Consider the following 12,251-nt stretch of genomic DNA (forward strand, 5'->3'; position numbering starts at 1 on the left):
AAAGGTCTGCATATGCAGACCTTTTTATTTAATGCCTTATTGCATCATTTTTCGTGCTTGTTCCTGACGGAATGCACGTAAAATTTGTTGCCCTGCCCGTCCTGTTGGATTTAAACCTAAACGGGTTTGCTCCTGACGTATAGCAACACGGGTTTTATCCCCAATCAATCCATCAACAGCACCAATATCATAACCACGATTAATCAAAAATTGCTGAATCTCTCGACGCTCTGCACGAGAAGTACCTGGATCATCTGTTGGCCAAGAAGCAATGAATGGTTTCCCACCTTTTAAACGATCAGATAAATGTGCAATTGCAAGTCCATAACTTTCGGCTGCGTTATAGCTATAAATAGCATCAAAATTTTTAAATACTAAAAAGATTGGACCACTTGCTCCTGCAGGCGCCATTAACCCAGCTGGTGTGCTACCAGATAATGCACCTTGAATTAAGGGTGTACCATCAATTCGGGTTACTCCACGTGAACTCCAGCTACTCAATGGCTTTTTAGAGCGACGCCCTTCTCCATCAATTGACATACCTGATGGAATTTTGACTTCAAAGCCCCAAGGCATACCAGTTTGCCATCCAGCTTTATTCAAGAAATTAGCCGTAGATGCCAATGCATCTGCTGTGCTAGATACTAAATCACGACGACCATCACCATCAAAATCAACAGCTAAGCGTTCATAAGTTGATGGCATAAACTGTGTATGTCCAAAAGCACCAGCCCATGAACCTTTAAGTTGATCTTCAGTTAAATCACCGCGTTGCAAAATACGCATAGTGGCAAAAAATTCTGTCCGGAAATAACTTTGCCGGCGCCCTTCACAACTTAATGTTCCAAGTGCCTGCAATAAAGGATATTTTCCAGAAATATCGCCAAAATTACTTTCAACGCCCCACACTGCCACAATTGTTTCAGGCGGTACGCCATAAACTTGAGAGGCACGATTTAAAACATCACGATATTGCGCTAATTTTTGTTTCCCAAGCTCAACACGTTCTTCATCTACAAGACCAGATAAATAGTCCCAAATTGGTGTCGAAAACTCTGGCTGATAATTTAACTTATCAATTACTGAGTAGTCCGGCGTTAAATTTTGTGTATAACGGTCATACGTGCTACCCGAAACACCCGCAGCAATCGCTTGCGAACGTAAATTTGCCAAACAACTCTGAAAATTATTATTAGGCGTGTAAGTATTGCTATTCGTTACAGGAACTGTTGCATTACTAGATATTGTAGAAGTAGAACCATTAATTATCAGCTCTGCTTGAGCCTGAGTCATTGTCAAAAATATAGACCCAACAATACAAGAAAAACGTCGCATATTATCCTAGTTCAATTTTTAAATTTAAATTTGTCTTTACCATACCATTATGGACTCAAAATTTTCAGAGAGAAATCGTAAATTTGAATTCATAATTCCTTCTTTAAATTCATTTCCAGAGTTTTAAATTCAAATTTTGCATCCAGTTTTAAATTTAAAACTTCCAACATCAGATTAATTATTTTTAAATTCAAAAATCGCATCCATACTTTAAATTCAAAACATCAGTTTAAATTTAAATATTCAAACCATAAACCAACTGTGGATAACTTATAAAATCACACACTAAAACTGCCGAAATCCCTATATTCTCTGTATCTTTCATCATCTTTATACGCTACAAGCCCCTCACCACTCATGGATACATGTTTTAAATTTAAAAGTTAGATATAGTTTTGAATTCAAAATACCACTCAGATAACATGCATCTTTTTTAAATTCAAAACGCACATAAGCTAGAGACCCGATTTAAATTCAAACTTTAGGTATTGGGGATAACTTATTTTAAATTCAAAACCACCAAAAACAAGTTATTCTATTTTTAAATTCAAAATTACAACCTTTATTTAAATTCAAAAGCTCAATAGAAGTTATCCACAGCAAGACAATATTAGATTTTTTAATTTTTTTAAATTTAAAAGATAAAAAAAGCGATCCGAAGATCGCTTTTTTGCAAATTTTAACTGAATTAAATGGTCATATCAGCTGTTAATGCGAGTGGTTCTGGCAAAATTTTCGCTAATTGACGGCATAAATTCGTCAATTCATTACTATCCACAGGCATTAAGGTAATGTGGCCTAACTTACGGCCAGCACGTTCTGATTTGTTATAAAGGTGCAGATGAGCGCCATTTAGTGCTAAAACATCTTCAGTTTTAGGATGCTGACCAATAATATTGATCATGACCGTTGGTCGAACAACGTCTGTTGAACCTAATGGTAAGCCTGCAACAGCTCGAATATGGTTTTCAAACTGTGAACATACAGCACCTTCAATTGACCAGTGACCTGAATTATGAACACGTGGTGCCATCTCATTCGCGCATAGGCCTTGTTCTGTCACAAATAGCTCGAGAGTTAGCACACCTACATAGTTGAGATGATTTAACAAACGTGTAATGTAGTCTTGAGCAACAGGTTGTAGAGCTTCACTATTCGGTGCAGGAACGATTGAGTGCGACAAAATACCGTTGTGATGGTGGTTTTCAGCCAATGGCCAAGTCTTCACTTCACCATTTTGACCACGTACTGCAATAATCGAAACTTCGCGAGAAAACTTCACAAAGCTTTCAGCAACTAAGCTTTTTGCAGGACCAAGCTCTGCCCAAGCTGTATCAATTTGGTCTTCTGAACGAAGTACAAACTGACCTTTGCCGTCATATCCACCAGTTGCTGTCTTGAGCACAATTGGTAAACCAAGCTCAGCAACAGCTTTTTTTAAGCTTTCTAGGCTGTCTACAGCACGATACGGCGCAACAGGAATCGCAAGTTCATCAAATAATGCTTTTTCTGACAAACGATTTTGTGCAGTTGCTAAAGCAATACGGGGAGGGTGCAATGTTTTGGTTTGTGTTAAAACATCTACGTCCGCAACCGGCGTATTTTCAAACTCAAGACTGAAAACATCAGCACTTTCAATAAACTGCTTTAAACCTTGTTCATCTTGGCTAGAAAAAACTTGGCCTAAAACACCTGCTGGACAATCTGTATTTGCTTCAAAAAAAGTACATTGAATATTTAATGGTAACGCTGCTTGCGCCATCATACGGCCCAATTGCCCACCACCAAAAATACCGATAGTTTTATCCATTTCAGCCTCTTAAACCTGTCCCGGAATATTGTTGCTTGCAACTTTATCAGTTTGCGCAGCACGGAAATCTGCAACATTTTTTGCGATTTCAGGACGAGTTAAACCTAAGATTTGAGCAGCCATAATCGCAGCATTAGTCGCACCAGCTGGGCCAATTGCCAAAGTACCGACTGCGATACCTGCTGGCATTTGTACGATTGAAAGTAATGAATCTACACCATTTAAAATTGATGATTTAACTGGTACACCCAACACAGGTAAGTCAGTTTTTGCCGCACACATACCCGGTAAATGCGCAGCGCCACCAGCGCCTGCAATAATCACTTGAATACCGCGATCACGCGCAGTTTCTGCGTATTCAAATAAACGGTCTGGCGTACGGTGAGCAGATACCACTTCCGCTTCAAATGGGACACCAAGCTGTTTAAGCATATTGGCAGTATGTTCAAGCGTTGCCCAATCGGACTGGGAACCCATGATAATTCCGACTAAAGGTTGGGTATCTGTTGCGACCGCGTTCATTGGCATTTCCAAAGCGTAAAAATGGTAAAAACTCGACTTGTACCAAGCCAAGCATGAGAGAAAAAGATGAGGCCAATATTATAGCTGTTTTTTCACTCACCCCAAAGCCCAAGTTTATGAGGAAAAAGCGTGAATCCGATGGATTTAACAACGATCTGTCTGAAAACCCAATTTCAAATAATTTTACTGGCTTCTAAATACAAAATAGACACAACCAAACAAGCATAACATGGCCCAAACATAGTCTAATTTAAACGGCTGCTTAAACAGCAACACCATAAATGGTACAAATACAATGAGGGTAACCACTTCTTGGGTAATTTTCATTTCACCCAAAGTCCAGTTTTGATCACTCAAGATTCGAGTTGCTGGAATCATAAAACTATATTCCAGTAGGGCAATAATCCAACCGAATAAAATCGCTTGCCAGAATGGAGCATGGTGCAAAAACTTAAGATGCCCATACCATGCAAGTGTCATAAAACAGTTCGAAATAATTAATAGCACAAAAGCTAAAACCGTTGGGCTCAAAGGCACATCCTTCATCGTCACGATGATTTAAGTATTAATATGGATCAAAAACATTATAAAAGATAAAACTATAATTCAGCTTAAATCTAAAAAATAAAGCTGTACTTTTATGAGTGCCTCAAACACATAGAACAACAACGAATTTTGACTATCTTTTCCAGTTGAGCCTTGCTATCGTTGCTGGCAAATTTATCAATAATGAAAACACAGTAATTCACATTAATACTGTGTACAAAAGCAGTGGAGAAGGCGAGCAATGCATCTGCATATCTTGGGTATTTGTGGCACTTTTATGGGCTCTTTAGCACTTTTAGCTCGTGATTTAGGACATAAGGTAACAGGTTCCGATTCAAACGTTTACCCGCCAATGTCTACCCAGTTAGAAAATGCAGGTATTGAACTCATGCAAGGCTATGACCGTAGTCATTTACAGCCTCATCCAGATTTGGTCATTGTCGGCAACGCTATGAAACGTGGTATTGATGCCGTCGAATACATGCTCAATGAAGGCCTGCCATATATTTCTGGTCCACAGTTCCTTGCTGACCACGTTTTACAAGGCAAACATGTCCTTGGGGTGGCGGGTACTCATGGAAAAACAACTACAACAACCATGTTGGCTTGGGTACTTGATCAGGCGGGTTTAAACCCAGGCTTTTTAATTGGTGGTGTTCCACTTGGTTTTAGTGAAAGTGCTCGTTTAGGCGGTGGTAAATACTTCTGCGTTGAAGCCGACGAATATGACTCAGCTTTCTTTGATAAGCGTTCTAAGTTTGTTCATTATCATCCAAAAACGGCGATTTTAAATAACCTTGAATTTGACCATGCCGATATTTTTGATGACCTAGCAGCAATTCAAAAACAGTTCCATCATCTGGTTCGTACTATTCCAAGTGAAGGCCGTATTATTGCGCCAATTACCGAAACTCATATTGATGAAGTACTTGAAATGGGCTGCTGGACACCAGTGATTCGTACAAGTTTAGAAGCAAATGAAAAAGCTGCTTTGTCTGCCGAATTAATTTCAATTGATGGCAGCCATTTTAAAGTCCTCGAAAATGGTCATGCCATTGGTGAAGTGAAATGGAGCATGACAGGGCAACACAGCGTAGCAAATGCTTTGGCAACCATTGCAGCCGCTCAACATGTGGGTGTTTCGCTTGAAAAGGCTTGTGACGCTTTATCTAACTTTGGCGGTGTAAAACGCCGTATGGAGTTACTCGGTACAGTCAATGGTATTGAGGTTTATGATGACTTCGCTCACCATCCAACAGCAATTGATACGACTTTGGATGGCGCACGTAAACGTTTAGGCGAACGTCGTTTATGGGCCATTATTGAACCGCGTTCAAATACCATGCGCATGGGTAGCCATAAAGATGGCTTGGCACATTCAGCACGCTTAGCAGATGACGTTATCTGGTATCAGCCAGAAGGTTTAGACTGGGATTTGCAACCAGTAATTGAAGCTGCTTCAAACCGCGCTCAAGTCAGCCGTTCACTTGATGAAATTATTAACCGTATTGTTAATGAAGCAGGTGAGGGCGATGCTGTTGTGATTATGTCTAATGGCGGCTTTGGTGGCTTACATCAAAAACTTATAAACGCATTAAAAGCAAAAGCTGCTTAACTTTCTCTCTAGATGATTTAATAAAAAACGGGTTTCAAACTGAAACCCGTTTTTTTTAGTTTAATGGTTTTTAAACCTGCTTTAGCTCTATATCTTCTATAAATTTATTCGAGATGAATAAACGTAACGTATAAACAATACCCATCGCAAACACGCTATACCCCACGTTATTACAAATAAATGGAATACATAAAATAATGAGTGTGGTAATAGGATAAAACCATTTAGAAATTCCAGATAAACATTCAAACTCATATAACATCCATATACAAGTGGTATAAAGCACAACACTCACTGCGACAATTACGCCCATATATAAATCAGAGATATGTGCATGATGGGTAGTGACATCCACGGCAGCGGCAAGCGCAGCACCTACCGCAGCAATACTCACAAAAACAAAATAATGACCATAACCCCATACAAATGGGCGTACACCTTTAAAATGATGATGCTGTTCACTGCGATCAAAGTAAGCCCACCACATTGCAAACATGAGCATCAATCCACCAATCATTAAGAAAACGGCTGGAATATTGATAGATTGAGCCGCAAGCGCATCACGTATGGCATTAAAACTCCCTACGATTGATTCGCCTAAAACAATAATAGTGAGGAGAGCATAGCGCTCTACAATATGATGAGGATGCCACGGTGTAGGCGAATGTTTTTCCGCATAGATAGGAACAAATAACTCGAACACAACCAGACATAAAAATAGAGGTATAGAAAGGACATGAGCAAAGTTAGCTACAAGCCAACCAATTTGTACCAAGACTATACCGATCGCATAGCGGTAAGCCGTAACTCGCCGTTCAGGATCATGTTTTGCTGCGCGAAGCCACTGGGTGACTAAAGCCAAGCGCATAATCACATAACCTACAATAATGATGTCAAAGTCCTGACTACGAAATACATCAGGAATACCTGCGGCCATGACCAAAGAACCCACAATCTGCACAAAGGTAAGGCACCGATATAATGCGTCATCATTATCGTAAGCTGAAGCGAACCATGAAAAATTCATCCACGCCCACCACAGTGCAAAAAATACCATCAGGTAGCTTGGCAGAGCATGCCAGAGATGATTTTCAATAATCGCATGATGTAACTGCTGACCCGCTGTGGCAATCGCAACCACAAAAATTAAATCGAACAATAGTTCAAGGGGAGTCGCTGCTCTATGCGGCTGTTTTGGATCTCTTGGAGATAAAGGCCTCAAACTTAATTTTTTCTGTTTTTCTTGAGTAGTCATAAAATTAACGTTCTCGAATAAAGTGCCAACACGTTAACACTTTAATATTAACGTCCAGATCACGCATTAAAAATTATTCAGGTCTGATGATTAATCTTTACTCATCAATAAACTATATTTCATTTTTGTGACAATTCTTTATCAAGACAATAGCCTTAATTCTTTATCATAGCCCACGTTTTTTGTTCTCGTTTGGAATATGAATGTCTTTAGAAACACTCAACCTTAGCTTATTCCATGTCATCAATGGTGCTCAGGATGCGAGTCAATTTATCATTCGTCTTGCTATCTTTTTTGCTAATGATCTCCTGTATATTCTTTTATTCATACTTACATTTTTATGGTTTTATGGCGATCAAGATTTAAAAAATAGGGTCATTAAATCTGTCTTTTTAACCTGCATATCACTTTTGGTGGGTTATATTATTTCTTTGTTTTATCACCATCCAAGACCGTTTGTGATGGGTATAGGCACCACGTTTATTGAACATGCGCCAACAGCGTCTTTTCCAAGTAATCATATGCTAATTTTTAGCACCATCGCGCTATCTTATTTATTTGCTCAGCGCAAAATAATTGGAATGATTCTTTTATTTTTGTCATTTGTGGTGGCATGGTCACGTATTTATTTAGGTGTGCATTTTCCTTTAGATATGTTGGGTGCTTTTATTGTCGCGCTATTGGTCAATACAGCCGGTTATTACTTTTGGAATGCTTACGGTACAGGTTTAACCGCATTCTTTATTCACCTTTACCAGATTATATGTAAACCACTTTTAGATCGTGGTTTGATTAAATAATCCATAGAACTTTTGGTATTCACACTACGACATTAAGTTCAGTTGCGTAATACAAAAAAATCTGCCATTCTATGTGAAATTGGATAGGTTTTATCCAATACAGAATTTAGTTTGACAAGGGGAGTAGCCTCCTCCAAACATAACAGCAATGTTATGTGTCAGATATCGTCAATACACTTTTATTAAAAAGTCGGTATCTGAGCATCGTGAAATTCATGATGTAGGCAAGACCTTGATCATGTTGATACAGATGTTTAATTCATCTGGCAACTGGTCGAGGTTTTTTTATGCCCAATTGCCGGATGTAGGGAGGATTTATGGAAACAATCGGCAATTTATGGCTGTACGTAGCATTCTTTGGCATAGTCATTGTCATGCTCCTAATTGATTTCTTGGGCTTTAAACAAAAGCAGGGCCAAGATGTCTCAATTAAGCAAGCTGCCTACTGGAGTGTGGCGTGGGTAAGCGTCGCGGTCTTATTTGGTGGCGGTTTATGGCTTTATCTTCAACAAACGGTTGGGGTGACCTTAGCAAACCAAAAAACCATGGAATACTTTGCAGGTTACTTACTTGAAAAGTCCCTCGCGATTGACAACGTTTTCGTCTGGTTAATGATTTTTGCGGCATTTGCTATTCCAGCGGCACTACAACGTAAAATTTTGCTCTACGGCGTATTAGGCGCAATCGTACTGCGTACTCTCTTTATTTTTATTGGTGCATGGTTCGTTCAAGAGTTCTCTTGGGTGCTTTATATTTTCGGTGCGTTCTTGGTATATACAGGCTTCAAGTTCTTAAAAGGCCAAGAAGAAGAAACCAATATCGAAGACATCAAAGTTTTAAAGTGGCTACGTAAGCACATGCGTATTACGCCACAGCTTGAAGGTGACAAATTCTTTGTACGTCAAAATGGTTTATTGTGGGCAACGCCGTTATTTCTAGTTTTAATTTTAGTTGAAGCTTCAGACGTAATTTTCGCGGTAGATTCTATTCCTGCTATTTTCGCAGTAACGAGTGATCCATTTATTGTTTTAACGGCGAACTTAATGGCAATTTTAGGTTTACGCGCAATGTTCTTCTTACTTGCTGGCGCTGCTTCTAAACTGCATTACTTACCGTATGGCTTAGGCATTATCTTATTGTTCATTGGTGCAAAAATGTTATTGCTTGATGTATTCCATATGCCAATCTGGATCTCGTTAAGCTTTATTATCATAGTGTTAGCAATCACTGCTTACCTTTCTTTACGACACAACAAAAAACAATTGCAGTCTTAATTCATTACAACAAGGCATCTCAAGTGTAGATGCCTTGTTATCTAAATTTTTAAAAGAGACTGTACTTTAAAAAAACAGATCAATATCATATGCCAACTAAAAATTTATCTTTCCTAATCAGAAACATAATAGATAACAGCGATTCGGTATTTCATGCCGAACATACTTATTAAAATGTGTGGAGTCTCATGCGTTCTAAAAAAATTAATCTTGTCGTGGTCCCTTTATTACTCACAGCATGTAGCCATAAAGATGGTCCATTAGTACAAGACGTATATAACAACCAATATGACTGTGCTCGCGACTGGAATAACGAAACATGTAAACAAGAAAATAGCTCAAGTGGACATGGTTCTAGCTATGTTGGTAGCCGCTATTTAGGTCCCGCGTATTATCGAAACAATCGGGAAGTTTCTTTTCACGGCAATACCTTACATCCTTACAGCAATTTGAGTGTAGGTCACCCCATTATTTCAAGTACGGCGAAAAGCGCATCTTCTTCATCCCCAATTCGTGGGGGATTTGGTCGTAGCGGCTTCTCTTTCGGCGGCTAACTCCTCAGGCATTCACTGAATATGAAAAGAAAAATATTTACTCCACGTCCAGACTGGCAAGTGGAGCATCAACATATTGGTTTCGATTATTTTAATTTACCTTCTCTCGATGGCTCAATTTACTGGTCTGAAGGGGTTGCTTATGAATTTACGCTTAAGCAGATTGAACAACTTGAAGATGCAGCAAATGAACTGCATCAGATGTGTTTATCGATAGTAGGAGATCTCATTCAACGGGGTGACTATCCTGCTTACTTTCAAATTCCCGAAACCGCTATAAGCCATATTGAATACTCATGGAAACAAAATGCTCCGATGCTGTATGGCCGTTTTGATTTCGCTTACGATGGGCGAAATATCAAAATGCTGGAATATAACGCCGACACACCGACTGGCTTACTTGAAGCTTCTGTAGCGCAGTGGCTGTGGATAGAACAAGTCTCGGGCATTGCAAACCGGGACCAGTTCAATAGCATTCATGAAGACCTGATTAAACGCTGGAAGACAATTTTACCGCGTGGTAGCCATGTGCATTTTGCTGCCTGTCAGGAAGCGGGAAGGGAAGACTGGGGCAATTTAGAGTACTTGATGGATACCGCTTATCAAGCTCATCTACAAGTTTCCGAGCTTTCTATGGAGAACATAGGCTGGAACGGGCAAGATTTTGTTGACCTTCATAACCAGCCCATTCAAAACATATTTAAACTCTATCCATGGGAATGGATCTGGGAAGAAGCATTTTCTCAATATATTCACCCACAAACACAATGGATTGAACCTTGCTGGAAAATGCTACTTTCAAATAAAGCAATTCTGGTTGAGCTTTGGAAGCGTTATCCAAACCATCCATTATTGGTCGAAACCCATACCTATGACCCGCAACAAGCTTTGTCTGGCAAATGGGTGAAAAAGCCGATTTTGGCAAGGGAAGGTGCCAATATTCGGGTTTTACAAGACGGCCATGACCAAGGTGCAGCTTCTGGTAGCTTTTATTTTGATGACTATGACAAATATGGTTATGTCGTACAGAAATGGGTCGATACCCCATTATTTTCAGGACAACTGCCTACACTCGGTTTATGGATGGTCGGACATCAATGTGCCGGCATATCTATTCGTGAAGATTGCTATGACATTATTGGTAATGACGCCCATTTTGCAGCGCATTATTTTGTCGAGTAATAAACGCCTAGAAAGATATAAAAAAGCACTTTTTGGGTGCTTTTTTATTGTGCCCTCAACGCAATCAATCAGTGCATTCTAAGTACATAGCGAATAATAAACTTTAGCTTTTAAAGTTAAATTAGAACAAAAATTCAAAAACAATATTAATTAACCTCATATATTTTAATATTTTTATCTAATTTATTTTCTTAAAAGTCAATATTGGCAAGCTCTTTGCATTTCCAAAAAAGAAAAAAGCCTAGATTTTAGGGGCTCGTGAGAGCCCTGATTTTTTTAAGGAGTGATGCCATGAATGCTATTCCAACTCTAACGCCGCTTGCCATGCCGTGTAACAGCAGTTTTGATGCAAAAGATTGGGAAATTTTATCGAGCCATTGGTATCCGGTAGCGCGTATTCAAGATGTCTCTACTGCGCCTCAACGAGTCACACTACTAGACGTTAATATGGCACTCTACCAGACAGAAAGTGGTGAAATTCATCTGGTCCGAGACATTTGTCCACATCGTGGCGTGCCTTTAACCAAAGGTTGGGTCGATGGTGAGGAGATTGTGTGTCCTTATCACGGTCTACGCTATAACACTGAAGGGAAATGTACTCAAATACCAGCTCAGCCCGAACTAACAAAAATTTCTGATCGTTTTTCTCTGACCAAATTTCCGGTTGTACAAAGATACGGCCTCATTTGGACCAGTATTCATGGTCGTGATATTGCTAAAGCCAATATTCCTGTATTAGATACTTGGGATGATGCAGAGCATCAAGCGATTTTGCCACCTTTTGTAGATATTGGTGGCTCTAGCGGTCGTCAGCTTGAAGGGTTTATTGATGTCGCTCATTTTGCGTGGGTGCATCACAACGCCTTTGCGAATCGTGGTAATCCTGTGGTCCCTAAATATCACACTGAACGTACCAATTATGGCTTAAAAACGGTCTATATCAGCAATGTCAGTAATTATCCGCATGAACTAAAACATCTCGAACCAGAAGGCTTTTTGTGGAAGCGTACTTTTGAGGTTTATCCGCCATTTTCTGCCGTGCTTACTGTCGATTTCCCACAAAGTGGAGTCTTAAAAATTTTGAACGCCTGTTGTCCTATCTCAAGTAATAAGACCCGTTTATTTGTTCCACTTACACGTAATTTTGACCAAACAGGTGATTTAGAAAAAGTATATGCATTTAATGCGCAAATTTTTGCCGAAGACCAAGACATGGTCGAATCACAAAAACCAGAAGAACTACCGCTCGATCTAATGATGGAAGCACATTTTGAAGCAGACCGTTCATCAACGACTTATCGACGGATTTTAGCTGAATGGGGACTAAGTAAACGTTATACGGTTTAAATCTTGGCTAA

General features: G+C 39.5%; 10 protein-coding genes and 1 pseudogene. 6 read left to right on the forward strand and 5 right to left on the reverse strand.

From position 1 onward, the window contains the following. Positions 1–36: 36 nt before the first annotated feature. The 4 genes from MKL35_RS18190 to MKL35_RS18205 all read right to left on the reverse strand — a co-directional run bounded on the left by MKL35_RS18190 (position 37) and on the right by MKL35_RS18205 (position 4,213). Complete coding sequence (locus MKL35_RS18190) at positions 37–1,335, reverse strand: lytic murein transglycosylase (protein WP_032012031.1); 1,299 nt, start codon at positions 1,333–1,335, stop codon at positions 37–39. A 688-nt stretch (positions 1,336–2,023) separates the two neighbouring features. Further along, positions 2,024–3,145, reverse strand: a complete 1,122-nt coding sequence (locus tag MKL35_RS18195; RefSeq protein WP_002051942.1) for a 5-(carboxyamino)imidazole ribonucleotide synthase — start codon at positions 3,143–3,145, stop codon at positions 2,024–2,026. Between the two features lie 9 nt (positions 3,146–3,154). Further along, positions 3,155–3,667: a 5-(carboxyamino)imidazole ribonucleotide mutase gene (gene purE, locus MKL35_RS18200; protein ID WP_000994663.1), complete on the reverse strand. Its 513-nt coding sequence runs from the start codon at positions 3,665–3,667 to the stop codon at positions 3,155–3,157. Positions 3,668–3,850: 183 nt separating this feature from the next. Continuing rightward, a complete protein-coding gene (locus MKL35_RS18205) occupies positions 3,851–4,213 on the reverse strand; it encodes a DMT family protein (RefSeq protein WP_004711246.1) in 363 nt (120 codons plus the stop codon). Between the two features lie 241 nt (positions 4,214–4,454). Here MKL35_RS18205 and mpl point away from each other — a divergent pair, with 241 nt between their 5' ends. Next, a complete protein-coding gene (gene mpl / locus MKL35_RS18210) occupies positions 4,455–5,828 on the forward strand; it encodes a UDP-N-acetylmuramate:L-alanyl-gamma-D-glutamyl-meso-diaminopimelate ligase (RefSeq protein WP_006581480.1) in 1,374 nt (457 codons plus the stop codon). Between the two features lie 70 nt (positions 5,829–5,898). Here mpl and MKL35_RS18215 read toward each other — a convergent pair. After that, positions 5,899–7,150, reverse strand: a pseudogene (locus tag MKL35_RS18215) (low temperature requirement protein A). 136 nt (positions 7,151–7,286) lie between these two features. On the opposite strand from MKL35_RS18215, the gene MKL35_RS18220 reads away from it, so the two are divergent. The 5 genes from MKL35_RS18220 to MKL35_RS18240 all read left to right on the forward strand — a co-directional run bounded on the left by MKL35_RS18220 (position 7,287) and on the right by MKL35_RS18240 (position 12,240). Continuing rightward, on the forward strand, positions 7,287–7,883 hold the full coding sequence (locus tag MKL35_RS18220) for an undecaprenyl-diphosphatase (RefSeq protein ID WP_004711250.1): 597 nt from the start codon (positions 7,287–7,289) through the stop codon (positions 7,881–7,883). Positions 7,884–8,200: 317 nt separating this feature from the next. After that, a complete protein-coding gene (locus MKL35_RS18225; RefSeq protein WP_004711252.1) occupies positions 8,201–9,157 on the forward strand; it encodes a TerC family protein in 957 nt (318 codons plus the stop codon). Between the two features lie 188 nt (positions 9,158–9,345). Beyond that, positions 9,346–9,711 (forward strand): hypothetical protein, encoded by a 366-nt coding sequence (locus MKL35_RS18230; protein ID WP_016804248.1) that lies wholly within the window; start codon positions 9,346–9,348, stop codon positions 9,709–9,711. Between the two features lie 21 nt (positions 9,712–9,732). Next, a complete protein-coding gene (locus tag MKL35_RS18235) occupies positions 9,733–10,893 on the forward strand; it encodes a glutathionylspermidine synthase family protein (protein ID WP_032012029.1) in 1,161 nt (386 codons plus the stop codon). 291 nt (positions 10,894–11,184) lie between these two features. Continuing rightward, positions 11,185–12,240, forward strand: coding sequence for an aromatic ring-hydroxylating oxygenase subunit alpha (locus MKL35_RS18240; protein WP_032012028.1), 1,056 nt, complete (start codon positions 11,185–11,187; stop codon positions 12,238–12,240). The last annotated feature ends 11 nt before the right edge of the window (positions 12,241–12,251 follow it).

It is taken from the genome of Acinetobacter sp. AOR41_HL, from assembly GCF_027854645.1.
GTDB lineage: Bacteria > Pseudomonadota > Gammaproteobacteria > Pseudomonadales > Moraxellaceae > Acinetobacter > Acinetobacter nosocomialis.

Excerpts from the sequence above, each read along its gene's own strand:
- MKL35_RS18190 (WP_032012031.1), bottom strand. The coding sequence starts at position 1,335 with ATGCGACGTTTTTCTTGTATTGTTGGGTCTATATTTTTGACAATGACT.
- MKL35_RS18195 (WP_002051942.1), bottom strand. The coding sequence starts at position 3,145 with ATGGATAAAACTATCGGTATTTTTGGTGGTGGGCAATTGGGCCGTATG.
- purE (WP_000994663.1), bottom strand. The coding sequence starts at position 3,667 with ATGAACGCGGTCGCAACAGATACCCAACCTTTAGTCGGAATTATCATG.
- MKL35_RS18205 (WP_004711246.1), bottom strand. The coding sequence starts at position 4,213 with ATGAAGGATGTGCCTTTGAGCCCAACGGTTTTAGCTTTTGTGCTATTA.
- mpl (WP_006581480.1), top strand. The coding sequence starts at position 4,455 with ATGCATCTGCATATCTTGGGTATTTGTGGCACTTTTATGGGCTCTTTA.
- MKL35_RS18220 (WP_004711250.1), top strand. The coding sequence starts at position 7,287 with ATGTCTTTAGAAACACTCAACCTTAGCTTATTCCATGTCATCAATGGT.
- MKL35_RS18225 (WP_004711252.1), top strand. The coding sequence starts at position 8,201 with ATGGAAACAATCGGCAATTTATGGCTGTACGTAGCATTCTTTGGCATA.
- MKL35_RS18230 (WP_016804248.1), top strand. The coding sequence starts at position 9,346 with ATGCGTTCTAAAAAAATTAATCTTGTCGTGGTCCCTTTATTACTCACA.
- MKL35_RS18235 (WP_032012029.1), top strand. The coding sequence starts at position 9,733 with ATGAAAAGAAAAATATTTACTCCACGTCCAGACTGGCAAGTGGAGCAT.
- MKL35_RS18240 (WP_032012028.1), top strand. The coding sequence starts at position 11,185 with ATGAATGCTATTCCAACTCTAACGCCGCTTGCCATGCCGTGTAACAGC.